Raw genomic sequence first — 22,583 nt, 5'->3', positions numbered from 1 at the left:
CACAGATCGCCGCCTACCGCCCGTTAATCGAACGCACGAATGACCTTCTGGCGCGCGAATGTGGCCTGGACCTCAGCGATATCAACATCACCGAATATCACCAGAAGCCGTAGGCTCCGCGCTCGCTTTGCAATGTCCGAGTTGGGTCGTGAGCAGACGCCAGCCTAGCGCCCTAAAGCAGACATTTGGGCTGGAGGCCCGAAAGCGGGCCTCGGAAACGTCGGGGGTGGGAAGCGGTTGTTCCCGGTCAAGCGCTTTGCGGAGAGGCCTCCAATCGCGCGCCTATTTGGTGCAAGTCCGCTCGCCGGCGCTGGTTGACGAAGTGAAAGCCAGGATTTCCTCTACCGCACAGCCTTCAGCCGTCAGCAAGACGAAATGCGGCGCGCCTTCGATGCGCACGAATCTGACGGAGCCCGCACCGGAGAGCCGATCAGCATGAGCTCTGGCGCCGGCGTAGGGGGTCTTCGGGTCCATGTCCCCCTGGAGCACCAGAACGGGCGGCAGGGGCCGGGGAGAGACGCCGAAAGCGGCGTCGCGCGGATAGGCGAACGACGCACCGCCGACCAGTTGCGCGGGGATGCTGCTGGTGAACAGCAGATCGCTTTCCTCGGCCGAGACGATGTCGCGGGTGATATCGAGACGCTCGGTGTTCTCGGACGCCGAGATGAGGGCGACCAGCGGGATGGAGGCGGCGGCTTGCGCGGCCTCGAAAGGCGCGCCGAAACGCTGGAGGCTAACCTCCTATCACGACCTTGCGCTTTGGCTGGTTCAGCGTTTCGCCGGCGAGGATCTACGGCAATCTGCGGCTACGCTTGGTGTCCGGCCTGGAGGCGCCGATCGCCCGCACGACGATCGCTGTCCTCAAGACGGCCCGTTGGTTGCCGCCAGACGGCTAAGGCGTCTCGTGTATCCGGGCTTTCTCGACACACCGGCCCTTACCTCCGATAGTAGCGTTATCTGCGTGTGTCGGGGGGGACATGGACGGGAAGCTCAAGCAGGACGCCGGCGAGGTTGCAGCGAGGCTGGTGCGGCGCAAGACGGCGGCCGGAGTCCCGCCGACCGCGAACGCCATAGACATCGCCATGAACGCCGGGCGCCACGATCCAGACCCCGACAGTCCCGCCCGGCGGGTCTTGCTGAAGAACGAACGGCTGATCGACGCCCAGACGGCGCAACTGGGCCGCCAGCGGTGGCGCGACTTCATCATCACGGCGCTGGGCGTCTGCGTGTTGGCGGGAGCCGGGCTGCTGGTCTGGGACGCTTCGCGCGCCAAGGGGGTGGTGGTCGAGCCGTTCGCCGCGCCGCCCGACCTCGTGGAGCGTGGACTGAGCGGACCTGTGCTGGCGGCCCAGATGCTGGACAAGCTTACCAGCATGCAGGCGCAGACGGAATCGACGCGCGCCGCCTCGACCTACGCCAACGATTGGGGCGGGGACATCGAGATCGAAATTCCCAATACCGGCGTGTCGATCGGAGAAGTCCGCCGCTATCTGCGCGCCTGGCTGGGCGATCAGACGCGGCTGTCGGGCGAGGTGTTCCACCTGAACGACGGCCGTATCGCGGTGACCACGCGTGTGGGCGCCAACTCCGCCACGCGCGGGGAAGGAACCGAAGCCGAACTGGACGCCCTGCTGCAAAAGGGGGCCGAGGCCATCTACGCCGAGACCCAGCCGTATCGCTATGCCGTCTGGCTGATGCGCGAGAACCGCCTCGACGAGGCGGAGGCCGTGCTCGGCAAACTGATCGTCGGGGCGGACAAGAACGAGCGGGTGTGGGGCTACCAGGGTCTTGGCAATATGGCTGAGACCTTTGCAGGCAAGGAGCATCACTTTGGCGCCGCGCTGCGACTTCAGCCGGGATTCGCGCCGGCCCTTTTCAACCTGGCGCAGACGGTCGGCGGTTACGGGCGCGAAGAACAGGCTCATGCGCTGCTCGAAGGTTTTCTGAACAGTAGGGCTTCCGTCCGCCGCGACATCCAGCCTCTGTGGGCCGAGGATATGCTGAACGAAGCGGAGATGCTGAGAGCGGGACTGGTCGGCGATATGGGGCGCGCCTCTGAGCTCGCTGAGGCAGCCGTCGGCGCCTCGCCCTGGTCCCTTAGCCTGCTCAGCGCCCCGGTGATGGCGGCTTTCATGAAAGCCTCAGCCCACGACCTGCCGGCGGCGCGGCGAATTCTAAAGGAGAGCAGCCTATCGACGCCAGAAGCAATGGCCAAGGTGCAGGCGCAACTGGGGCCGACAGCGGAAGTCGGGTCGGCCTTCGCCGCCGCCATCGGCGACTGGGCGGGGGTTCAAGATTCGATGATCGGCGTTCTCGAGGCGATGAGCGGCTATGATCCAGGGCTGTTTCGCGTCGATCCCGCCCCCACACGCGCGACATTGGCGACGGCCTATGCGCGTCTTGGCCAGATCGCCGAAGCGCGGGCGACGATCGCACCGACCGCCCTGGACTGCGCCTTCTGCGTCCGGGCGCGGGGCATCGTCGAAGCCTACGCCGGCAACCCACGGGGGGCCGACCACTGGCTGTCGGAAAGCGTGCGGATCACGCCGTCGCTGCCCGCGGCGCACAACGACTGGGCCGAGGCCTATCTGGTCCGACGCGACCCGGCTCGGGCCATCGTCCAGGCGAGGCTGGCGGTCGAGAAGGGGCCGAAGTGGGCTGAGCCGCGCAAATTCTGGGGCGACGCGCTGATGATGCAGAACAAGCCGGCCGAGGCGGCGCGGAAATACCGTGAAGCAGTCAGGCTGACCCCAAACTGGGGCGCGCTGCATCTGGCGCTGGGCCGGGCCCAGGCGGCGGCGGGCCAGGCTGAGGCGGCCCGCGAGAGCTTCCGCACTGCGGCGCGGCAGGAGCTGAACATGGCGGACAGGACGGCGGTGACGGCGTTGCTGCGCTAGAGGTTCAGCTCAAAGACATGGAATCCCGAGTCCGTTGCGTGTCTGCGCTCGGGAGGTAGGCGAATGACCGATTCTGGCGCAACGCAGACTTTCGTGCACCTCTGGCGATGTTATTTGCGAATCATTCGCACGATGCAGCGCTCTTAAGTGGTTTTGAGGCAGCGCCAAATGGTCCTGACAACAACGATACCGACGGTCGTTGACAGTCTCGTACAGTATGTCGCATACACTGTATGTCACACACTATGTGACGACAGGTGAGTGAGGCGAGCCGACGTGGACAAGGCGCTGTTCGAGACGATGCGGCTGGAGTTGCGGCGCGGGTCGCTGGTGCTGGCGGTGCTCGCCTGCCTGCGGACCGAACGCTACGGCTACACCCTGCGTCAGGCGCTGGCGGCGGACGGGCTGGAGATGGAGGAATCCACCCTCTACCCGCTGTTGCGGCGGCTGGAAGGCCAGGGCCTGCTGACCAGCGAATGGCGCGAGGAGGAGAAGCGGAAAAAGCGCTTCTACGTCCTGTCGCCCGGGGGCGAGGCCCTGCTGGCCGCCCTGACCGAGGAATGGCGCGGCATCAACGCCTCGCTGGATCGAATGCTGTGAAATCTCGGGGGAGGGAGACGAACATGGACGTGATCGAACGCTATCTGGAGGCCGTCGCGGCCCAGTTGTCGGTCGAGGACCGCGAGGACATCGTCGCCGAACTGCGCGACCTGATCCTGAGCCGGGTCGAGGCGCGCGAAGAGGAACTGGGCCGGGCCCTGAGCGACGACGAGAAGGAGGCGATCCTGCATGAGATCGGCCACCCGCTGGTTGTCGCCGCCCGCTATCGCAAGGGGCCGGACAGTCTCATTGGACCTGAGTTGTTCCCCTACTGGCTGTTCGGGGCCAAGGCGGGATTGATCGTGATCGCCGGGTTGCAGGCGCTGGTCCTGCTGCTGCGGGTCATGACGGACCCGGTCGACTTCGGGCAGGCGATCGCCCAGGCCTTCCACGGCTTCTTTTCCGGCGGGCTGACCCTGCTGGGGGCGCTGACCCTGGCCGGGGCGGTCATGGAACACTACGGCATCAAGCCCGCCTGGCTGACCAAATGGCGGGTGCGCGCTCTGCCGGCCTTTGGTCTGGCTGATCCTGCGGCCTGGGGCGCGGCGATGGGCTCGGGCGCCAGGACGGCCAGGGCCGGGGTGAAGGCGGCGGCCAAGGCGTCCTCCGACGGGACGCGCGTCTGGGGGCTGCGGGTCCAAACCGGGCCGGCGGCCGAGGCGCTGTGGTCGCTGATCGGGGGCGGGATTTTCGTCCTGTGGTGGATCGGCGCCCTGCATATCGCCGGCCTGAACAATTTCGGCATGAGGGGCGGCGACGTGGTGGTGACGGCAGCGCCGATCTGGAGCGTTCTGTTCGCGCCGATCCTGGCCTGGGCCGTGGCGGGGATCGCCGTGGACGCGACCGGCCTGATCTGGCCCCACGCGGTGCGGTTGCGGGCCTTCCTCAAGATTCCGGTGGCGGCGGCGGGGCTGTGGCTGGGCTGGCGGCTGTTCCAGGCGGAGGGTTGGTTCATCCTGACGCAAGGCGCCCAGACGGCGCAGGTCGAGGGCGGCGTGACCAGTCTGAACTTAGAGGCCCTGCGCGCCATCAACGAAGCCGGGCGCGGCGTGGTCGACACCGCCCTGACCCTGTCGACGGTGCTCAGCTGGGTTCTGGCAGCGCTGATGCTGGGCCTGGCGCTCGACATCCTGCGGCAGATGCGGCGCATCGCGACCGCCGAGACCTGATCCGACCCGGCGCCGTCATGTCCGAAAACCGCGAGACAGGACGGCGTCGAAGGATCATGTTGCGGCCATGGAAAACGCCCGCGACAGTCTGGATCAGGAGGCCTGCTATCGGGCCGTCCTGACGCGCGACCCGCGCTTTGACGGGCGGTTCTTTACCTGCGTGAAGACGACGGGAATCTACTGCCGTCCGGTCTGCCCGGCGCGGACCCCCAAGCGCGAGAACATGAGCTTTGTCGCTACGGCGGCGGCGGCCGAGGAGGCGGGCTTTCGCGCCTGCCTGCGCTGCCGGCCCGAGACGGCGCCCGACCTCTATAGTTGGCGCGGCTCAGAGCCGCGCGGGGGCGCGTGGCGCGGCACCTCGAACACGGTGAGCCGGGCGCTGGGTCTGATCGAGGCCGGAGCCCTGGATGAAGGCGATGTCGACGCCCTGGCCGCCCGGCTGGGGGTGGGCGAGCGGCACCTGCGCCGTCTGTTCCGTCAGCATCTGGGCGCGGCGCCGGTCAGCGTGGCCCAGACGCGGCGGGTGCTGCTGGCCAAGGCCCTGATCCACCAGACCGATCTGGCCATGGCCGAGGTGGCGCTGGCGTCGGGGTTCGGCAGCGTGCGCCGCTTCAACGAGACGTTTCAGGGCCTGTATGGACGGCCGCCCTCGGCGTTGCGGCGACGGGCCGAGAAGCCTGGCGACGCCAAGGCGAATGAAGGCGTGCGGCTGAGCCTGCCCTATCGCCCACCCTATGAAAATGACGCGATGCTGGCGGCGCTTTCCGCGCGCGGCGAGACGGTCGCGGGCGGGGTCTGGCGGCGCGAGTTGACGCCGGAGACGGACGGCGCGACCGGCGAGGTCTCGGCCCGGTTCGAGCCCGATAACCGGTTGGCGGTCACGGTCGCGGCCTCGGACCTGAAGGCTCTGCCGGGCGTGCTGGCGCGGGTGCGGCGGGTGTTCGACCTGTCGGCGGACCCGGAGGCGATCCAGCACGACCTGTCGGCGGATGCCCTTCTGGCGCCGCTGGTGCGGGCGCGGCCCGGCCTGCGCCTGCCCGGCGACTGGATCGATGGGGCGGCGGATATGGCCAGCGACCGATTGGATGACACGCGGCTCGAAGGAAGAGCCGAGCCATGGCGGCCCTGGCGGGCCTATGGCGCGCTGCACCTGCGGGAAGCGGGGATCGCCGGCGCGCAAGTGATGGAGAGCGACGATGAAAAAGACGCAGTCTGAAGCCTTTACGCTGGACCGCATCGCCTCGCCGGTGGGCGAGGTCTTGCTGGTCACCGACGCCGAGGGTGCGGTGCGGGCCTTTGATTTCGTGGACTATGAGGCGCGGATGCTGAAACTGCTGGCCCGCCACTATGGCGAGGTGACGCTGACCGAGGGCCGGGCGCCCGAGGCGGTGCGGGCGGCGGTCGCGGCCTATTTCGGCGGCGAGGCTGCGGCGCTGGACAGGATCGCGGTCAAGACCGGCGGCACCGACTTCCAGCGTGCGGTCTGGGCGGCGCTGCGCACCATTCCGGCGGGCGAGACCTGGAGCTACGGACAACTGGCCACCGCCATCGGCAAGCCCAGCGCGGTCCGCGCCGTGGGCCTGGCCAACGGGGCCAACCCGGTCGGCGTCATCGTGCCCTGCCACCGCGTCGTCGGCGCCAACGGAACCCTGACCGGCTATGCGGGCGGGCTGGAGCGCAAGCGCTGGCTGCTGGCGCACGAGGGCGCGATGAGGGACCTGCTTTAGGCCGCGCCGTCGAGGAACAGGCGGCAGGCCGGATTGTCGGTCTCGTCGACATAGGGGTAGCCGAGGGTGTCGAGGGCCTCGCTAAGGGCCTCCGCCTGATCCGGCGGGACGCTGACGCCCGCCAGCACCCGGCCCACGTCGTCGCCGTGGTTGCGATAGTGGAACAGGGTCAGGGCCCAGGCGGGTTGCAGACTGTTGAGGAAGCGCAGGAAGGCGCCGGGGCGCTCGGGGAATTCAAAGCGCAGCAGCCGTTCGTGCGGCAGGCCGATGGTGCGGCCGCCGACCATGTAGCGGACGTGCAGCTTGGCCGTTTCGTTGTCGCTCATGTCCTCGACCGCGTAGCCGTCGGCGCGCAGACGTTCGATGAGCGCTTCTTTTTCCTGCCCTATCGCCTCACGCGCGGCGTTCGGCTGCTTCAGGGCGTCGCCCTTCAGGGCCACGCCGACGAAGATCTGCGCCCGGCCGTCGCCGGACCAGCGATAGTTGAACTCGGTGACCGAGCGGCCGTCGAGGCTTTGCAGGAAGCGGTGATAGTCGTCGCGGCGGTCGGGCATGGCCACGGCCAGAAGCGCCTCGGCGCCCTCGCCGACCTCGGCCCGTTCGGCGACGTGGCGCAGGCGGTCGAAATTGACGTTGGCGCCCGAGTTGATCGCCACCAGGGCGCCGTTGCCCGGATTGCGCGCGGCCCAGACCTTCATCCCCGCCAGGGCGACGGCGCCGGCCGGTTCGGCCACGGCGCGGACGTCGTCGAAGACGTCCTTGATCGCCGCGCAGATGGCGTCGGTGTCGACCAGGACGATCTCGTCCAGCAGGTCGCGGCACAGGCGGAAGGTGTGGTCGCCCGCGCGCTTCACCGCCACGCCGTCGGCGAACAGGCCGACCTGATCCAGGGTGACGACGTGGCCGGCGTCGATGGCGCTTTTCATCGTCGGGGCGTCGGCGGGTTCGACGCCGATGATCTTGGTCTCGGGCCGCAGGAAGCGGACGATGGCCGCGACCCCCGCCGCCAGACCGCCGCCGCCGATGGGCACGAAGACGGCGTCGATGGGGTCGGGGTGCTGGCGCAGGATCTCCAGCCCGACCGTGCCCTGTCCGGCGATGACGTCGGGGTCGTCGAAGGGGTGGACGAAGGTGGCGCCGGTCTGGGCCTCCAGCACGCGGGCGTGGGCGTAGGCGTCGTCAAAGTTCTCGCCGTGCAGCACGACCTGACCGCCCAGCGCCTTGACCGCCGAGACCTTGATGCCCGGCGTCGTGGTCGGCATGACGATAGTCGAGGCCGCGCCGCGTTTCGCCGCCGCCAAGGCCACGCCCTGGGCGTGATTGCCCGCCGAGGCGCAGATGACCCCGCGCGCCAGTTCGGCCTCGGTCAGGGCGGCGATCTTGTTGTAGGCGCCGCGAATCTTGAACGAGAAGACCGGCTGCAGGTCCTCGCGCTTGAGCAGGGCCGGGCGGTCCAGCCGCGCCGACAGACGCTTCAGCGGATCAAGCGGGGTTTCCTCGGCCACGTCATAGACGCGGGCGGTCAGGATGCGGCGGACGGTGTCTTGCACGAAATTCTCGGAGCGACGCGACAGAAGGGATCAATCGACCTCTCGTCTAGGGCAGAAGCGGCGGTCAGGGGAAGGCCCTTGCGTCGCTGAGCGGCGCGGGGGTGATGCAGCGTAGGATTTACCCGGGTAATAATTCCTGCTATTTAATCCGGGTAAAACAAAAGGAGGCGTCCATGACGTCCGCAGACCGCAAGGCGCTCATCAACGACTACAAGGACCGCGAAACCGTCTCCGGGGTGTTCGCCGTCCTCTGCTCCGCCACCGGCCGGGCCTGGGTGGGCCAGAGCCGCCACATCGACACCCAGCAGAACGGCCTGTGGTTCGCGCTGAAGATGGGCGGCAGCCCCTACAGGTCGCTTCAGGCCGAATGGAACGCCCATGGCGCCGATAGCTTCCGCTTCGAGCAACTCGACCGTCTGGCGCCCGACCTGTCGGATATGGCCCGCAAGGACGAGTTGAAGAAGCGCGCCGCCCTGTGGATCGCGCGCCTGAGCGCCGAGACCTTGTAGAGAGGGGCGTTTCGCCCTTTTCCCTTGCACCGTGCGCCGGGTGGACTACATTGCGCCTGCTTATGCTAACTTTGAGCATAAGTCGGGGCCGCGCAGTGGCGGCCAGGGAGTGACGAAAATGGCGGACGGCGCTTTCGGTCTGTCGAAGGAACTGGCGGAAGAGACCGCTCCCGTGTGGGAGAAGGTCAAGGGTCTGGTGACGCCGCTGGAGTGGCCGGAACAGGCGAAGCTGATCAGCGAGATCAACGCGCTGAAGAAAGAACGCGACGCCGTCATCCTGGCTCACAACTACATGACGCCGGAGATTTTCCACGGGGTCGGCGACTATGTCGGCGACAGCCTGGGGCTGGCCAAGGAGGCCGCCCAGTCCAAGGCCAAGGTCATCGTCCAGGCGGGCGTGCACTTCATGGCCGAGACGTCGAAGATTCTGAGCCCTGACAAGACCGTGCTGATCCCCGACCTGCGCGCGGGCTGCTCGCTGGCCTCGTCGATCACGGGCGCGGACGTGCGGCTGATCAAGCAGCGCTACCCCGGTCTGCCTGTGATCACCTATGTCAACACGACCGCCGACGTGAAGGCCGAAACCGACATCTGCTGCACCTCGGCCAACGCCGTTCAGGTGGTGGAGTGGGCGGCGAAGGAATGGGGCGTCGACAAGGTCATCCTGATCCCCGACGAGTATCTGGCGCGCAACGTCGCGGCGCAGACGAATGTCGGCATCATCGCCTGGAAGGGCCGCTGCGAGGTGCACGAGCGCTTCACCGCCGACGACATCGCCGAGATGCGCGCCGCCTATCCCGGCGCGGAAATCCTGGCCCACCCTGAATGCCCCGAGGAGGTTCTGGCGGCGTCGGACTTCGCCGGCTCGACGGCGGCGATGATCGACTATGTGGTCGATCGCAAGCCGAAGCAGGTGGTGATGATCACCGAGTGCTCGATGGCCTCGAACGTCAAGGGCGACGTGCCCGGCGTCGACTTCATCGGCCCGTGCAACCTGTGCCCGCACATGAAGCGCATCACGCTGGAAAACATCCGCGACTGCCTCAAATACATGCAGTTCGAGGTGACGGTGGAGCCGGAAATGGCCGAGCGCGGGCGTCTGGCGGTGCAGCGGATGATCGACCTGCCGCCGCCGGCGATTCCGGCGCGCTACGACCTGGTCAAGGCCCGTCATCACGTCGATGTGGAGCTGATCTGAGGTCCTGCGGCGATGCGGCCCGTTGCGGGCCGGTCGTTGCAAGCCCAGTTCGACGCCATGAGCGAAGCTGAAAACCCTACTCGTCGTCCCGGTCCCTGGGACGCCGCGCCTGAACAGGCCGCGCCCGAACCCGTGCGCGCCCGCAAGGCCGCGCCGCTGGAGGACAAGGGCCAGCATCCCGCCTGGGCCATCGTCTCGACTTTGCTGATGGGCGGTTTCCTGTGGTGGGTGACGGGCAGCTGGGTCGTGGCCGTGGCCATTCTGATCGGCCTGTTCGTGCATGAATACGGACACGTTCTGGCGATGAACCGCGTCGGCATGGGACCGGCGCGCATCTATGTCATTCCCTTCCTCGGCGGCCTGGCCAGGGGGCAACGCAATCCCAAGAGCGAATGGCACGGGGTGCTGGTGTCGCTGGCGGGGCCGGCCTTCGGGCTGGTGGCGATGCTGCCGTTTGTCGGGCTGTGGGCGGCGACGGGGGGCAAGGCCTGGCTGGTCGGGGCCTTCTTTATCGCCATGCTCAATCTGGTGAACCTGCTACCGGCGCCGCCGCTGGACGGGTCCAAGGCGTTGGGACCGGTGCTGACGCGGGTGCATCCGCGGCTGGAGCAGGTGGCGCTTCTGGCCGTCGGCGGTCTGGCGGTCTGGTGGGGGCTGTCGACGGGGCGGTTCATCCTGGCGGTCTTCCTCGGCTTCGCCGTGTTCAGTCATCTGAAGCGCGGCGTCTGGCGCGAGCATTGGGGCAGGCTGAGCTGGCCCGAGGCGGGCCAGAGCCTGGCCCTCTATCTGCTGACGGCGGCGGCCTGCGCGGCGGCGGCCTTCGGCGCCCTGCTGCCGCTGGCGGACGGGTCCAGCGTCGAGGCGCTGCGTATCGGCATGAGCTATCTCGGGCTCAAGGGATGAGCCGTATCCGGCATGACGGGCCGCTGATCATCGGCGGCGGGCTGGCGGGACTGGCGGCGGCGCTGGAGGCGGCCCCGGCGAAGACCCTGGTGGTGACGCCCGAGCCCTTGCTGAACGCCTGTTCCTCGGCCTGGGCGCAGGGGGGGATGGCGGCGGCCCTGTCGCCCAGGGACAGCGCCGCCCTGCATGCGAAAGACACCGAGGGCGCGGGCGCCGGTCTGGTCGAGCCCGAGGCGGCGCGAGCCCTGACCGAGCGCGGACGCGAGACGGTGGAATGGCTGGCCTCGCTGGGCGCGCCCTTCGACCGGGACGCGGCGGGCGGCTTCTCCGTGTCGCTTGAGGCGGCGCACAGCCTGCCGCGCGTGGCGCGGGTCGGCGGCGACGGCGCCGGGCGGGCCATCCTGTCGGCGGTGGTGGCCGCAGCAAGGGCCTCCAAACATATCGAAATATGGGAGGACGGGCGGCTGCGCGGCCTGATCCAGGACGTGAACGGCCGGGTGCGCGGCGCCCTGATCGAGCGGGCCGGCGGGCGCGTGGATGAGGTCTTTGCGCCAGCCGTGGTGCTGGCCACGGGCGGCGTTGGCGGCCTCTATGAAGTGACGACCAACCCCTCGGCCCTGCGCGGCGAGGGGTTGGCGCTGGCCTATCTGGCGGGGGCTGAAATCCTCGACCCCGAGTTCGTGCAGTTCCACCCCACCGCCATCGACGTCGGGCTGGACCCGGCGCCGCTGGCGACCGAGGCTCTGCGCGGCGAGGGGGCGCGGCTGGTGGATGGGAGCGGCGCCTTCCTGCTGGGCGAGGACGCCGACGCCGATCTGGCCCCTCGGGACATCGTGGCGCGGGTGGTGCACGCCGCACGAGCCGACGGACGCGGCGCGTTTCTGGACGCGACCAAGGCGGTGGGCGAGGGCTTCCCGCACGAGTTTCCGGCGGTGTTTTCCGCCTGTATGCGCGCCGGGTTGGACCCGCGCATCAGCCCCATTCCGGTGGCGGCGGCGGCGCACTACCACATGGGCGGCATCGTCGCCGACGACGAGGGACGGACGACGGTTGCCGGCCTTTACGCCATCGGCGAGTGCGCCGCGACCGGGGTGCATGGCGCCAACCGTCTGGCCTCCAACTCCCTGCTGGAAGCGGGCGCTTTCGGACGACGCGCCGGGCGGGCGGCGGCGCAGGAGGTGCAACCGGCCAAGGTCGCCTTGAAGAAGGCGCGGGCGTCCAAGGATTTACCGCCCGAGGCGATGGCCGAACTGCGCGCCGCCATGACCCGGTTCGCGGGGGTGGTGCGCGACGAGGCGGGGCTGACGGCCCTGATCGCCGTGATCGACCGGCTGGCCGGGGCGAACCCAGAGGCTGTGGTGCTGACCGCCGCGCGGCTGATCGCCGAGGGGGCGCTGAACCGGCGCGAGAGCCGGGGCGGGCATTACCGCGCCGACTATCCCGACAGCCTGCCGACGGCCGAGCATACGCGGATGCGGCTGACGCCCGCCGTGCTGGAAGCGACGTGACGGGCGCACCACGATCCTCCCCTGCGCAGCGGGGGAGGGGGACCACGCAGTGGTGGAGGGGGCGGACTCGCGCACTTGCCTATCCGTCGTTGAGCGCCGAAAAAACACAGACCGGGGCGGTTGTCGCCGCCCCCTCCACCACGCTGCGCGTGGTCCCCCTCCCCCGTCGGGGACAGGGGAGGATTGGTGAAAAATGATGACCCGAACCCTGCCGGACCTGCTGATCGAGCCCGTCGTGCGGATGGCCCTGGCCGAGGACCTGGGCCGCACCGGGGACGTGACGGCTCAGGCCTGCATCCCCGAGGAGGCGCGGATGAGCGCCGTCTTCGCTGCAAGGCAGGCCGGGGTGATGGCCGGCGGCGCCGTGGTGCGGATCGCGGTCCACGCCATGGACCCTCACGCCAAGGTCAAGGTGAAGGTCGCCGACGGCGAGGTCTTCGAGGCCGGGACTGTGCTGGTCGCGGTCGAGGTCAACGCCCGCGCCCTACTGGCGGCGGAACGGACGGCGCTGAACCTGCTGGGCCGGATGTGCGGCATCGCCACCCTGACGCGGACCTATGTTCAGGCGGTCGCGGGAACGAAGGCGCGGATCGCCGACACCCGCAAGACCACGCCGGGCCTGCGCGCGCTGGAGAAGCAGGCCGTGGCCTGCGGCGGCGGGCTGAACCACCGCTTCGGGCTGGATGACGCCATCCTGATCAAGGACAACCACGTCGCCGTCTGCGGCGGGGCGGGTGAGGCCGTGCGCCGCGCCAAGGCCTTTGCCCCGCACCTGATGAAGGTCGAGGTCGAGGTCGACGGGCTGGACCAACTGGACGAGGTGCTGATCGAACGGCCCGACGTCATCATGCTGGACAATTTCAGTCTGGCCGATCTGGAGGAGGCCGTGCGCCGGGTGAAGGCCAGCGCCTTCGGTCCCGTGACGCTGGAGGCCTCGGGCGGGGTCAACCTGACGACCGTGGCGGCGATCGCGGCGACCGGGGTGGACGTGATCTCGGTCGGGGCGCTTACGCACTCTGTTGCGCAGTTGGACGTGGGGCTGGACGCGCGCTGAGGGTCGGGGCGCTGACGGCGGGCGGGCTGAACCAGCGGCGTCGGATGGCCCGTTGCAGCGGGGCGTCGATCAGCCGGTTGTAGAGATCGGCGGCGACCAGGGCGGCCACCAAGGCCAGCACCCATAGCCCCCAAGCCTGCCAGGCGACCGTCGCGGCGGCGGGGTGGAAGCGCTCGATCAGGGGCTGGAGGCCGCCAAACCAGACCGCGCCGGTGATGGTGTGGGTCATGAACAGGCAGAAGCTGACGCGGGCGCCCCAGGCGGCGCCGGGGATGGGGCGGGTGGTCGGCAGGGTTGTGGGAAGGGCGCCGCAACCCAGCACCAGGACGCAGATGGCCAGAAGGCTGATCAGGTCCGGTCCGGCCACGGCGACATTGGCCAGCAGGACCGCAGCCCCGCCGAGAGCGATCAGGCGGGCCGCGCGCGGCGACCCGCGACCGGCCTCGACCGCGCGGGCCAGGGTCAGGCCGACCACAAACAGCGGCGCGGCGCGGAGCATGGCCCACTGGAACGGCAGGTCGAACAGGGAATGCTTCAGCAGGGCGAGGCTGAGCGCCTGCCCCACGACCAGCAGGGTCAGTCCCAGCGTCAGCGCGGTCATCGGCCCGGGCAGCCGCCGCATGGCGCGCCACAGCCAGGGGAAGAAGGCGTAGCAGATCAGCAGGGCCGACAGCGTCCAGGCGGGGATGTTCCACTGCTCGCCGCCGACGCCGAAGGCGTGCAGCAGCAGGATCTGCGCCGGGATGCCCGACCAGTCGAACCGCTCGGCGTGAACCGGCGTTTTCCCGATCAGGGCCGCCGCGAGGACCAGCAGGGCCAGAATGGCCAGGGTGATGAGGTGGGTCGGGTAGCTGCGGGCGAAGCGCTTGAGCCAGAACCGCAGCGGCGAGACCTGTCCCGAGGCCTGGCCCGCGCCATAGGCCCGGGCCAGGACGAAGCCGGACAGCACCAGGAAAAAGTCGGTGGCCAGATAGCCGCGCGCCCAGACGCTGTGCAGCGAGGCCAGGGGGACGGGCGCCTCGTCGCCGAAATGAAACAGCACCACGAACATGGAGGCGAGGAAGCGCAGGGCGTCCAGAACGCCGCCGCGCACGAAGGCGGCAGGCTGGGGCGTGGGGGTCGTCGTGGTCGTCAAAGGGCCGGCTCCCGCGCCGGGGGAGGGCGCCTCACCGACCGTGAAGCAAGAAGCGGGCCGGGAACCCTTAGGCGCCGAAGGCGGTTTCAGGTGGGACGAAAGGCGGTGTCATGAGCAAGGTCCCCTCCGTCCCCAAGGAGCAACGTAGTTTCGCCGATCACGGCGCGCAGCCGGTCAGCGATATGGCGGATCGGCACGACCTGGCCGCGGGCGCCCAGTCGAGCCAGCCCGGCGACGCTGACGTCAACACGCATCAACAGGGCCGCTACGGCAACCTGAAGCAGAATATGACGCCGCAGTGGAAGACGCAGGACCGCTGAACGCGATCCGGCCCGCTTATTCGGCGGCGGCGGCCTTTTCGGCGGTCGCCGCGCGGTCGGTCTGGCTCAGGTTGTCGCGCGCGACGACCAGGTTGTAGGCCACGGCGCCGCCGGCGTTGCGCGCGGTTTCGGCGGGGTTGAGGCTGGCCTGGATCAGGCGCGGCGCGTCAGCAGCCGTCGAGGGGCGCGGCGTAGAGCGGAACGAGTCGCTGGAGCCCGAACGACCGCCGAAGCGGTAGAAGAGGTGGCTGCCGACCTGGTTCACCTTCACCAGGCTGTTGCGCCAGCTGGGCGAGACGCCGGTGGTGTGGAAATGGGTGGCGTTGCCGACGGCGGCGTAGACCTGTCCCGACAGGGCCTTGGAGGCCACGTCGCGGGCGCGGTTCCAGGCGGTGCGGTTGACCGCGCCGCGCATGGCGCCGTTGCAGGTGAAGCTGAACTGGCAGCCGGTGCTGCGGTTCGAGCCCTGGAAGACCACGGCGCAGACGGTGTTGGGGAAGGCGGGGTGGCGGGCGCGGTTCAGAACCACCTGGGCCACGGCCTTCATGCCGTCGGCCCCTTCGCCGCGCGCTTCGTAATAGGCGGCCTTGGTCAGACAATCGAGATCGCGCGACTGATCCAGGGCGCTGCCGAGACGGAAGGGCTTGGCGGCGGGGCTGGTCAGGCTGGCGCGACGCAGGCCGTTCTGGGAGTCTTCCAGTCGGGCGGTCAGCAGTTCCGCCTGACGATCGCGCTGGGCCGAGTCGGCGCCGGTGTAGGGGTCGTGGCGGTTGGCGATGGCGAGGGCGCTGGCGTCCAGGCCGCCGGCCGCAGCGGCCATGGCTTCCTGAGTGTAGCCCTCGGAGCCGGCGCCTTGCAGGCGTTCCGCCTGGGCGCGCACGGTCGAAGCCTGGACGGCCGCGCCGCCCAGATAGGCTCCGCCGACAGCGAGGCTGACGACGCCCCCGAACGCCGCGGCCGCCGTCTTGGGGCGCAGGCGAACGGAACGGGCGGCGTGCATCAGCGCACGCGTCTGCGAGGAGAAATTCAAAGGCGTAGTCCTGTTCAGCAGGGCGAGGATGCCGCCCCAGTACTCAACGAACCCAGGCGACGTGACGCGCCGCGAACTGGCTCCGGACCCGAGATCGACAAGCGGCCGACCTCCGGAAGACGGGCCTTAAGCCATCCGTTTATGACCTCAATGTGTTTGATTCGCTAGTTATCGCTGCGATGCAGCAATCCGTCGCGCCCCTACAGCAGGCGTTTTGTCGATCTGTGAGGAGGCTGTGTCATTGCTTGAGCACATCTCATCGAATCTGTATTCGGTTACGCGCCGATGATTTCGAACCGGCGCCGTTTGCGTCGTAAACGCTATTCGGATGGGAGGAGTTACTTGCTCGACGGACACTCGCCTGAGAAGGGAACTCTTTGGCCGCGGCGGCGTTGCAAGCTCAACCATTTCAAGGAGTTCTCCGCCCGATGACCCGTTTTCCGATCCGCGCCGCCGCCGTCCTCGCCCTGGGGGTCTCGACCCTGGGGCTCGCCGCGTGCGGACATACGGTCGAGCAAAAGGCCGCGACCGGCGCCATCGCCGGCGCCGTGGTGGCGGGGCCGGTCGGCGCGGCGGTCGGCGGCGCGGTCGGGGCCGCCCTCGGCCATATCGACAAGCCGCACTGAAGCGGCGGCCGACGGCGCCGCTTGCTCGGGGCGGCGCCGGCCCCCATGTGCCTCTTTGGACGCGATTCAGGCTCTAAATGCGAGTTTGAGGGCCTGAAACGGCGGCGACGCTTGATTTCCGCGCTGGATTCCGCTTTGGCAGCGCGCCGGGCCGTTCGCGTATCCGCACGCCCGCCGGGCCGCCACTGATCGGCGTCGCCCCTTATCAGATTTCGAAGGAAGACCGCCTCTACGCATGCGAGACCTTAAACAAACCGGCTTCAACGACCGCATCTCCGCCCAGCAGGACGCCAAGAAGGCCCTGCTGGCCAAGTTCAAGCCCAAGCCGACGGTCCAGGATCCCGAGTTCGAGAAGCTGGCCGCCAAGCGCGCCGCCGAGAAGGAAGCCCTGCGCCAGCAGTTCGAGCTGGAGAAGGCCGAACAGCGCCGCGAGAAGGCCGACAAGGAAGCCGCGCGTCTGGCCGCCGAACACGAAGCCCAGGAAGAAGTCGACGCCGCCAAGCGCGCCGCCCGCAAGGAGCGCAAGCAACTGACCAAGGAAGAGCAGAAGGCCGCGCGCGACGCCCGCTACGCCGCCCGCAAGGCGCGTCAGCGCTAAAAACCCCTTCTCCCCTTGCGGGGGAAGGTGGCCTGCCAGGGCCGGATGAGGGGTCTCTCCACCTTGGATGAAGGCCGCGCGTTTAGCGTCGCGCAACCCCTCATCCGTCCGGCTTCGCCGTCCACCTTCTCCCGCAAGGGGAGAAGGACGCGGATTGCAACGGGTCGCCCTGCCCAGCGTTACAGTCGCGAAGATTCATGCGCACGGGTCGTCGCCCGCCCTTGGCTGGCGCGCGAAAAGACCTAACTGCCAGGCTGGATCTTTGTTCGTAACGCATCAGGAGCAGACATGACCGCTTCCATCGACACCGGCCTGAAGCCCAAGGCACGCGACGACGTCGCGCGCGAGCTGTCCAAGGTCCTGGCCGACAGCTTCGCCGTCTATCAAAAGACGCACGGCTATCACTGGAACGTCCGCGGGCCGGAGTTCTTCAGCCTGCACAAGCTGCTGGAGATGCAGTACAACGAAATCTGGGCCGCGCTGGACGACATCGCCGAGCGTATCCGCGCCCTGGGCGAACTGGCCCCGCAGAGCGCCTCGGCCTTCGCCAATCTGACCTCGATCAAGGACGGCGATCCTGAAAAGGACGCCAGCGAGATGCTCAAGGAGTTGATCAAGGACCACGGCGTGCTGATCGCCACGGCCCGCGCGGCGCTGGACGCCGCCGACGAAGTCGGCGACGAGGCGAGCGTCGACCTGATGACCCAGCGTCTGGCCGCCCACGAAAAGGCCGCCTGGATGCTGCGCTCCAGCCTGGGCGACCGTTAGGTCCTCACGGAACAGTAATCTGCGGGCCTGAAAAGCGCCGGATTGGTGGATCACTCAGATCGCCGTGCGGCGCTCGACGGCGCCGGCTGAAGGACACTGGATGCTGAAAGGCCGACTGCCACAGCTCAAAGCGACCGGACGCCGGGCCATGGCCGCGGCGCCCATGGCTGTGGCTGCGACCCTGGCGGTCATGGGCGTGGCCATGTCGGCCAGCTCCAGTCCCCGGCCCGACATCGACCGCACCGCCGAGGCCGTGGCCCGCGCCACCGGGGGCGATCTGACCCCGCGCGGCCTGCAGGCCGTCCTGGCGCGCCTGGACGCCGCGCAGTTGTTCGTGGCGCGTCGCCATGATCCGGCGCTGAACCTGCCCGAGCTTTATGATCTGACGCCGGGGTGGGAGAGCCTGACCCTGGGCGGCAAGCCGTCGCTGGATCAGGGGATGTCGGGCATCGCCGCCCAGCAGTTGAACGCGGCCACGCCCGTCGCTTTCGGGGCGCTTCAGCCCGCCGTCCCCTTCGACCTGCGTCCCGCCACCGAGGCCGACCGCCGGCGCGCCCTGCGCTGCCTGACCCAGGCGGTCTATTACGAGGCCGCGCTGGAGCCGACCGACGGACAGGAGGGCGTGGCCCAGGTGGTGCTGAACCGGGTGCGCGATCCCAACTATCCCCGCACGGTCTGCGGCGTCGTCTATCAGGGTGCGGAGCGGACTACGGGTTGCCAGTTCAGCTTCACCTGCGACGGGTCGCTGAGCCGCGCGCCGATCGGCTGGGCCTGGGACCGCGCCGCGCGGGTGGCCGAGCGGGCTCTGTCCGGCCAGGTGGCCAAGCGCGTGGGCACGGCGACGCACTATCACGCCGACTACGTCCACCCCTGGTGGTCGCCGACCCTGGCCAAGATCACCCAGGTCGGGGCGCACATCTTCTATCGCTGGAAGGGCTCTCCGGGAGAAAGCGCCGCCTTCACCGACAGGTCCTCGGGCCGCGAGCCGGTCATCGACGAGGCCCGCTTCGCCCAGCCGCGCGTGCTGCTGGCCGCCGTCGACAGCGTCGAGGCGGCCATGGCCACCGGCGCGACGGGGATGAAGACGGTCGAGATCGACGGCCACACCCGCGTCGTCGGCGTCGCCAGCCTGGGCGGCCGCCGCCAGGCCAGCCGCGAAGAGATCGCCGCCATCAACGAACGTCTGAAGGCCTATGAAGCGGCCCCGGCCGCCGCCGCCGGGCCGACCCCGCCGGGCGTCACGGCCATGGCCGTCGAGGAAGTCGGCAAGCCGGCGGCCTGATTGGAGGCGACGAGGCGGCTGACCGGGCTAGATCGGGCGCCGGTCCCCGATTTCGGTCAGCCAGGCGCTGAGGAGATCGTGCCGGATCGGGCCGTCCGACATCACGATGTCACGCTCCACCTCGGGGGCGCAGACGTCCGAGGGCGGATACCCGTAGCGTTCGCGAAACAGGCGGTTGAAATGGCTCTGTGACATGAAGCCGTAGGTCCAGGCGATGTCGGCGATCGTCGGCTTCAGGCCCTGGCGGCGTCGCAGCGCGGCTCTGGCATGATGCAGGCGCCGGTCCTGGATATAGCGCTTCACCCCGCCTGCGCCGTCGAACGACCTGTAGAGGGTCGCTCGCGATACGCCCGCCGCGGCGGCGACAGCGTCGACGTCGATGCCGATTTCCGGGGTGGTCAGGCGAAATTCAATATAGTCGACGGCGGCGCGGCGCACCGTGCCTTGAAGGGCCGCCAGTTCTGGCCCGCCGATGGGCGTCTCTATGCCGGCGATCCGCCCCGCGATCAGGAGCAGGGCCTGGATGGCCGTATCCAGCGCCGCGTCCGGCAGGTGTTCGGCCTCGTCGGCCAGGACGCGCATGTGGCGGCCTACCAGCCGGACCCCAGGCGAATTCGGCGGCAGGGCCAGGCCGTGCAGGTCCGGCGCCAGCAGCGGCGGCGGGGCCAGGTTGCGCGGAATCATGAGGGTAATCACATCAACTGAATCGAGCCGCGAGGACGAGACCCGACCCATGTCGCGAAACTGCAAGGCGCCGGGTTCGGCCCTGACGCTGCGGCCGTCACAGTCGCCGACGGTGGCCGAGCGGTTGAGGAGCAGGTTCAGGCCGTCAAGATTTGAGCGCCTCAGCATGGCGCCGCTGCGGCTCAGGGTCTGACGCACCGAGCGTCCCTCGCCGATCCCGCCTACGGCGCTCAGCGTGGTTCGGGTGCGGTTGAAGAAATGGGCGCGGTCGTGCGCGCTGATCCCCGAGACCTCATAGAGGTCGGCCATCCCGATCAGATAGCGCTCCAGGGCGTCGGGCAGTGTCGACGTTGAAACGTCCCAGGCGATGGTGCGGGATTGGGTCAACAGAACTCCTGAAGGCGGCGGCCCCCTTGTTCGGGCGATATCCTCATTGGCCGTCAAATCGTCGCTTGTGAACCGTCAGGCGCGGGCCAGTCCGGAGGGAAGTCGCCGTGCAACCAAGGGCGCGGCCAAGGTCTGTGCGTTAGCCTGTGCATCTCACACATTGAGATGGCCGGGCGTTCCGTGTCGAGCGACGGGCTGGCACCGGAAGGCGGGGCCTGTCGGGAGGTCCTGCCTGGGTGAGGCCAAATGCGAAACGTCTTTATTTCGGCGCTGGGATGGGCCGCCATCATGGGGTTGGCGCTGCCGGCGGCGGCTCAAAACCTTGTAACGAACCCGAGCTTCGAGAGTCCCGTCCTGTCGGCGGCTCAGATACAGCAGGACAGTATTCCTGCATGGACGGGCGCCGTCGCCGACGGCAATAATTACGGCGCGTTCAACAACCCCGCGCATATCGCCGCGAAAGACGGCGCCAATGTCGCTTTCGTCAACCTGGTCGCGGGCGCCACTGAAGGCCTTGTTCAGAGGGTGGCGACTGTAGCGGTCGGAGAGACCTATGACGCCAGCGCCTGGTTCGGCAGGCGCAATGGCAGCCCGCAGAGCGCCGTGGTCCTGGAATTATGGATTGGCGGCCTGGTCGTCGGGGGCAATGTCGTGGGCGGGACCAGGGTGGCTTCTGTCGCCCCCACGACGATAGAAGGCGGCTGGGTCCGGGGCGCGGTCAGCTATGCGGCCTTGCCGGGGGACGCCGGACAAGAACTGCGGGTCCGACTGGCCGCCACGAGCGCGCCCGGCGCACAGGCCAATTTCGATCATGTCAGCGTTACAAGACGGTTCGCAGCCCCGGTCCCCGCCTTGTCCCAGTCGACGATGCTCCTGTTGGGGGTGATGCTCGCAGCCGGGACCGCGCTGATCATCCATAGGCGCCGGGCAGGGTGATTAGCGGAACCTGAGCCCTGCCCGCACCGGGCGCAGGCAGGCCTCCGTCCGGGCAGGGGGATCATCTCCCTCCCCTTGGCGGGGAGGGAGTGTTCTAGAGGCCTACCAGGCGCCGATCTTCTCGGCTTCGGCGTGGCTGATGGGGTGGTGGGCGGCCTTGTGGTCTTCCTCGGCGAGGAAGCGGGCGGCTTCCAGCGCGGCCATGCAGCCCATGCCGGCGGCGGTGACGGCCTGGCGATAGACGTCGTCGGTGACGTCGCCGGCGGCGTAGACGCCTTCGATATGGGTCGAGGCCGTGCCCGGCTTGACCCGCAGGTAGCCGCCCGCGCTGATCTCCAGCTGACCGGCGAACAGTTCCGACGAGGGGGCGTGGCCGATGGCGATGAAGACGCCGTCGGCGGGGATTTCGCTCAGGTCGCCGGTCTTGACGTTCTTCAGGCGCACGCCCGTGACGTTGCGGGCCACGCCGTCGACGACGCCGAGGATTTCATCGACGGCCACGTCCCAGACGACCTCGATCTTGGGATGGGCGAACAGGCGGTCCTGCAGGATTTTCTCGGCGCGGAACTCGGCCTTGCGGTGGATGACCGTGACCTTGTCGGCGAAATTGGTCAGGAACAGCGCCTCCTCGACGGCGGTGTTGCCGCCGCCGACGACCACGACCTGCTTGCCGCGATAGAAGAAGCCGTCGCAGGTGGCGCAGGCCGAGACGCCGAAGCCCTGGTATTGGGCCTCACTGTCCAGACCCAGCCACTTGGCCTGGGCGCCGGTCGAGATGATGACGGTTTCGGCCAGAAGTTCCGCGCCTGAGTCCAGCGTCAGGCGGAAGGGCCTCTGCGACAGGTCGGCCTTGACCACGATGTCGTGGATGACCTCGGTGCCGACGTGTTCGGCCTGCTTCTGCATCTGCTCCATCAGCCAGGGACCCTGGATGACGTCGGCGAAGCCGGGATAGTTCTCGACATCGGTGGTGATGGTCAGCTGGCCGCCGGGCTGCAGACCGGCGATGACCACCGGATTCAGCGAGGCGCGGGCGGCATAGATGGCGGCGGTCCAGCCGGCGGGACCGGAACCGATGACGGCGAGGCGGACAGTACGGGGCGTGCTCATGCCCCTATCTAAGGGCTGATTCCCTCGAGCGCGATGCTCGCTTGCCGTTTCAGGCGAGGGATTTGACGGCGATAGCGGACAGCAGCGCGGTCCTGATGTCGATCGGCATCGGCGCAATCCCGCATCCGAGGCGGACGGCGACGACGGCGTCTAGCGCCGCGAAGCCGCCCGATGGTCTGCACGAACCGCGCAGCGGGCGGATGGCTGCGGTCTAGACGGCCGCGCCGGCGTGGGCGGAGGGCTCGATCAGGCAAGGGCCTTGTTGTCGGCCTCCGACGAACGCGTCGACCGCAGACGTTCCAGGGTATCAGCGACGTTCGCTAGAAAGGATCGACGACGCTCCGCCGCCTCGGCGGGGTCAGCGCCCTGGCGCACCACGCGGCCGTTGAACAGAGCGGCCTCCTCTCGAATACGCGCAACCAGGGCGGACAGATGTCCCTTGCCCTTGCGCTGGTCCATCACCTGAGCGTGCGCGCCAGCGTCGCGAACGCGCCGCGCCACCGCTTCATCCACATCCAGTCCCATCTCGGCTCGGCCAGCCATCTGGCTAAAGTCATGCGCGTAGAGACGAATGAAGTTTTCTTCGATCAAG

23 protein-coding genes are annotated in these 22,583 nt (G+C 68.7%); 16 read left to right on the top strand and 7 right to left on the bottom strand.

Features of this window, described 5'->3' with window-relative positions:
* Nucleotides 1–282: 282 nt before the first annotated feature.
* Nucleotides 283–492, bottom strand: a complete 210-nt coding sequence (locus AC1DJ5_RS01700) for an alpha/beta hydrolase (protein WP_477019480.1) — start codon at nucleotides 490–492, stop codon at nucleotides 283–285.
* Nucleotides 493–977: 485 nt separating this feature from the next.
* Between AC1DJ5_RS01700 and AC1DJ5_RS01695 the strand changes: the two genes are divergently transcribed.
* The 5 genes from AC1DJ5_RS01695 (at nucleotide 978) to AC1DJ5_RS01675 (ending at nucleotide 6,393) form a co-directional block, all read left to right on the top strand.
* The gene (locus AC1DJ5_RS01695) at nucleotides 978–2,897 is read left to right on the top strand and encodes a tetratricopeptide repeat protein (protein ID WP_477019472.1); all 1,920 of its coding nucleotides are present in this window, start codon (nucleotides 978–980) and stop codon (nucleotides 2,895–2,897) included.
* 300 nt (nucleotides 2,898–3,197) lie between these two features.
* The gene (locus AC1DJ5_RS01690) at nucleotides 3,198–3,497 is read left to right on the top strand and encodes a PadR family transcriptional regulator (protein WP_441454432.1); all 300 of its coding nucleotides are present in this window, start codon (nucleotides 3,198–3,200) and stop codon (nucleotides 3,495–3,497) included.
* 23 nt (nucleotides 3,498–3,520) lie between these two features.
* Nucleotides 3,521–4,666, top strand: coding sequence for a hypothetical protein (locus AC1DJ5_RS01685; RefSeq protein WP_477019471.1), 1,146 nt, complete (start codon nucleotides 3,521–3,523; stop codon nucleotides 4,664–4,666).
* 67 nt (nucleotides 4,667–4,733) lie between these two features.
* A complete protein-coding gene (locus AC1DJ5_RS01680) occupies nucleotides 4,734–5,882 on the top strand; it encodes a bifunctional transcriptional activator/DNA repair enzyme AdaA (protein ID WP_477019470.1) in 1,149 nt (382 codons plus the stop codon).
* Nucleotides 5,863–6,393 carry a methylated-DNA--[protein]-cysteine S-methyltransferase gene (locus AC1DJ5_RS01675; RefSeq protein WP_477019469.1) on the top strand — a complete coding sequence of 177 codons (531 nt, stop codon included), beginning with the start codon at nucleotides 5,863–5,865 and terminating at the stop codon, nucleotides 6,391–6,393. The genes AC1DJ5_RS01680 and AC1DJ5_RS01675 overlap by 20 nt, the downstream gene beginning before the upstream one ends.
* Here the strand turns inward: AC1DJ5_RS01675 and ilvA are convergent.
* The gene (gene ilvA, locus AC1DJ5_RS01670; RefSeq protein ID WP_477019468.1) at nucleotides 6,390–7,943 is read right to left on the bottom strand and encodes a threonine ammonia-lyase, biosynthetic; all 1,554 of its coding nucleotides are present in this window, start codon (nucleotides 7,941–7,943) and stop codon (nucleotides 6,390–6,392) included. The genes AC1DJ5_RS01675 and ilvA overlap by 4 nt on opposite strands.
* A gap of 173 nt (nucleotides 7,944–8,116) precedes the next feature.
* On the opposite strand from ilvA, the gene AC1DJ5_RS01665 reads away from it, so the two are divergent.
* The 5 genes from AC1DJ5_RS01665 (at nucleotide 8,117) to nadC (ending at nucleotide 13,115) form a co-directional block, all read left to right on the top strand.
* On the top strand, nucleotides 8,117–8,452 hold the full coding sequence (locus AC1DJ5_RS01665) for a GIY-YIG nuclease family protein (RefSeq protein WP_441454119.1): 336 nt from the start codon (nucleotides 8,117–8,119) through the stop codon (nucleotides 8,450–8,452).
* A gap of 118 nt (nucleotides 8,453–8,570) precedes the next feature.
* On the top strand, nucleotides 8,571–9,650 hold the full coding sequence (nadA, locus tag AC1DJ5_RS01660; protein WP_477019467.1) for a quinolinate synthase NadA: 1,080 nt from the start codon (nucleotides 8,571–8,573) through the stop codon (nucleotides 9,648–9,650).
* Between the two features lie 57 nt (nucleotides 9,651–9,707).
* Nucleotides 9,708–10,553, top strand: coding sequence for a metalloprotease (locus AC1DJ5_RS01655; RefSeq protein WP_477019466.1), 846 nt, complete (start codon nucleotides 9,708–9,710; stop codon nucleotides 10,551–10,553).
* On the top strand, nucleotides 10,550–12,061 hold the full coding sequence (locus tag AC1DJ5_RS01650) for an L-aspartate oxidase (protein WP_477019465.1): 1,512 nt from the start codon (nucleotides 10,550–10,552) through the stop codon (nucleotides 12,059–12,061). The genes AC1DJ5_RS01655 and AC1DJ5_RS01650 overlap by 4 nt, the downstream gene beginning before the upstream one ends.
* Nucleotides 12,062–12,254: 193 nt before the next feature.
* The gene (gene nadC, locus AC1DJ5_RS01645) at nucleotides 12,255–13,115 is read left to right on the top strand and encodes a carboxylating nicotinate-nucleotide diphosphorylase (protein WP_477019464.1); all 861 of its coding nucleotides are present in this window, start codon (nucleotides 12,255–12,257) and stop codon (nucleotides 13,113–13,115) included.
* Here nadC and AC1DJ5_RS01640 read toward each other — a convergent pair.
* On the bottom strand, nucleotides 13,069–14,250 hold the full coding sequence (locus AC1DJ5_RS01640) for an acyltransferase family protein (RefSeq protein WP_441454114.1): 1,182 nt from the start codon (nucleotides 14,248–14,250) through the stop codon (nucleotides 13,069–13,071). The genes nadC and AC1DJ5_RS01640 overlap by 47 nt on opposite strands.
* A 110-nt stretch (nucleotides 14,251–14,360) precedes the next feature.
* Here AC1DJ5_RS01640 and AC1DJ5_RS01635 point away from each other — a divergent pair, with 110 nt between their 5' ends.
* Complete coding sequence (locus AC1DJ5_RS01635; protein WP_441454113.1) at nucleotides 14,361–14,570, top strand: hypothetical protein; 210 nt, start codon at nucleotides 14,361–14,363, stop codon at nucleotides 14,568–14,570.
* A gap of 16 nt (nucleotides 14,571–14,586) precedes the next feature.
* Here AC1DJ5_RS01635 and AC1DJ5_RS01630 read toward each other — a convergent pair whose 3' ends face one another.
* The gene (locus tag AC1DJ5_RS01630; protein WP_477019463.1) at nucleotides 14,587–15,600 is read right to left on the bottom strand and encodes a cell wall hydrolase; all 1,014 of its coding nucleotides are present in this window, start codon (nucleotides 15,598–15,600) and stop codon (nucleotides 14,587–14,589) included.
* A gap of 428 nt (nucleotides 15,601–16,028) precedes the next feature.
* Here AC1DJ5_RS01630 and AC1DJ5_RS01625 point away from each other — a divergent pair, with 428 nt between their 5' ends.
* From AC1DJ5_RS01625 to AC1DJ5_RS01610, 4 genes are all read left to right on the top strand, one after another.
* Nucleotides 16,029–16,226, top strand: a complete 198-nt coding sequence (locus tag AC1DJ5_RS01625; protein WP_477019462.1) for a hypothetical protein — start codon at nucleotides 16,029–16,031, stop codon at nucleotides 16,224–16,226.
* Between the two features lie 235 nt (nucleotides 16,227–16,461).
* Entirely contained in the window at nucleotides 16,462–16,824 is a 363-nt protein-coding gene (locus AC1DJ5_RS01620) for a DUF6481 family protein (protein ID WP_441454110.1), read from the top strand.
* Between the two features lie 288 nt (nucleotides 16,825–17,112).
* Nucleotides 17,113–17,592, top strand: a complete 480-nt coding sequence (locus AC1DJ5_RS01615) for a Dps family protein (protein ID WP_441454109.1) — start codon at nucleotides 17,113–17,115, stop codon at nucleotides 17,590–17,592.
* A gap of 148 nt (nucleotides 17,593–17,740) precedes the next feature.
* Nucleotides 17,741–18,874, top strand: a complete 1,134-nt coding sequence (locus tag AC1DJ5_RS01610; RefSeq protein ID WP_477019461.1) for a cell wall hydrolase — start codon at nucleotides 17,741–17,743, stop codon at nucleotides 18,872–18,874.
* Nucleotides 18,875–18,901: 27 nt separating this feature from the next.
* On the opposite strand, the gene AC1DJ5_RS01605 is transcribed toward AC1DJ5_RS01610, so the two are convergent.
* Entirely contained in the window at nucleotides 18,902–19,945 is a 1,044-nt protein-coding gene (locus AC1DJ5_RS01605) for an AraC family transcriptional regulator (protein ID WP_477019460.1), read from the bottom strand.
* Between the two features lie 288 nt (nucleotides 19,946–20,233).
* Between AC1DJ5_RS01605 and AC1DJ5_RS01600 the strand changes: the two genes are divergently transcribed.
* A complete protein-coding gene (locus AC1DJ5_RS01600; RefSeq protein ID WP_477019459.1) occupies nucleotides 20,234–20,881 on the top strand; it encodes a hypothetical protein in 648 nt (215 codons plus the stop codon).
* 102 nt (nucleotides 20,882–20,983) lie between these two features.
* Here AC1DJ5_RS01600 and trxB read toward each other — a convergent pair whose 3' ends face one another.
* Nucleotides 20,984–21,991, bottom strand: a complete 1,008-nt coding sequence (gene trxB, locus AC1DJ5_RS01595) for a thioredoxin-disulfide reductase (protein ID WP_477019458.1) — start codon at nucleotides 21,989–21,991, stop codon at nucleotides 20,984–20,986.
* Between the two features lie 246 nt (nucleotides 21,992–22,237).
* Entirely contained in the window at nucleotides 22,238–22,582 is a 345-nt protein-coding gene (locus AC1DJ5_RS01590) for a hypothetical protein (protein WP_441454104.1), read from the bottom strand.
* Nucleotide 22,583 lies beyond the last annotated feature (1 nt).

The organism is Brevundimonas sp. 01N35, assembly GCF_056399785.1.
Note: the sequence above shows the minus strand (reverse complement) of the source record. Positions and strands in the feature narration are given on the sequence as shown.

Excerpts from the sequence above, each read along its gene's own strand:
- AC1DJ5_RS01695 (WP_477019472.1), top strand. The coding sequence starts at position 978 with ATGGACGGGAAGCTCAAGCAGGACGCCGGCGAGGTTGCAGCGAGGCTG.
- AC1DJ5_RS01690 (WP_441454432.1), top strand. The coding sequence starts at position 3,198 with ATGCGGCTGGAGTTGCGGCGCGGGTCGCTGGTGCTGGCGGTGCTCGCC.
- AC1DJ5_RS01685 (WP_477019471.1), top strand. The coding sequence starts at position 3,521 with ATGGACGTGATCGAACGCTATCTGGAGGCCGTCGCGGCCCAGTTGTCG.
- AC1DJ5_RS01680 (WP_477019470.1), top strand. The coding sequence starts at position 4,734 with ATGGAAAACGCCCGCGACAGTCTGGATCAGGAGGCCTGCTATCGGGCC.
- AC1DJ5_RS01675 (WP_477019469.1), top strand. The coding sequence starts at position 5,863 with ATGAAAAAGACGCAGTCTGAAGCCTTTACGCTGGACCGCATCGCCTCG.
- AC1DJ5_RS01665 (WP_441454119.1), top strand. The coding sequence starts at position 8,117 with ATGACGTCCGCAGACCGCAAGGCGCTCATCAACGACTACAAGGACCGC.
- nadA (WP_477019467.1), top strand. The coding sequence starts at position 8,571 with ATGGCGGACGGCGCTTTCGGTCTGTCGAAGGAACTGGCGGAAGAGACC.
- AC1DJ5_RS01655 (WP_477019466.1), top strand. The coding sequence starts at position 9,708 with ATGAGCGAAGCTGAAAACCCTACTCGTCGTCCCGGTCCCTGGGACGCC.
- AC1DJ5_RS01650 (WP_477019465.1), top strand. The coding sequence starts at position 10,550 with ATGAGCCGTATCCGGCATGACGGGCCGCTGATCATCGGCGGCGGGCTG.
- nadC (WP_477019464.1), top strand. The coding sequence starts at position 12,255 with ATGATGACCCGAACCCTGCCGGACCTGCTGATCGAGCCCGTCGTGCGG.
- AC1DJ5_RS01635 (WP_441454113.1), top strand. The coding sequence starts at position 14,361 with ATGAGCAAGGTCCCCTCCGTCCCCAAGGAGCAACGTAGTTTCGCCGAT.
- AC1DJ5_RS01625 (WP_477019462.1), top strand. The coding sequence starts at position 16,029 with ATGACCCGTTTTCCGATCCGCGCCGCCGCCGTCCTCGCCCTGGGGGTC.
- AC1DJ5_RS01620 (WP_441454110.1), top strand. The coding sequence starts at position 16,462 with ATGCGAGACCTTAAACAAACCGGCTTCAACGACCGCATCTCCGCCCAG.
- AC1DJ5_RS01615 (WP_441454109.1), top strand. The coding sequence starts at position 17,113 with ATGACCGCTTCCATCGACACCGGCCTGAAGCCCAAGGCACGCGACGAC.
- AC1DJ5_RS01610 (WP_477019461.1), top strand. The coding sequence starts at position 17,741 with ATGGCCGCGGCGCCCATGGCTGTGGCTGCGACCCTGGCGGTCATGGGC.
- AC1DJ5_RS01600 (WP_477019459.1), top strand. The coding sequence starts at position 20,234 with ATGGGGTTGGCGCTGCCGGCGGCGGCTCAAAACCTTGTAACGAACCCG.
- trxB (WP_477019458.1), bottom strand. The coding sequence starts at position 21,991 with ATGAGCACGCCCCGTACTGTCCGCCTCGCCGTCATCGGTTCCGGTCCC.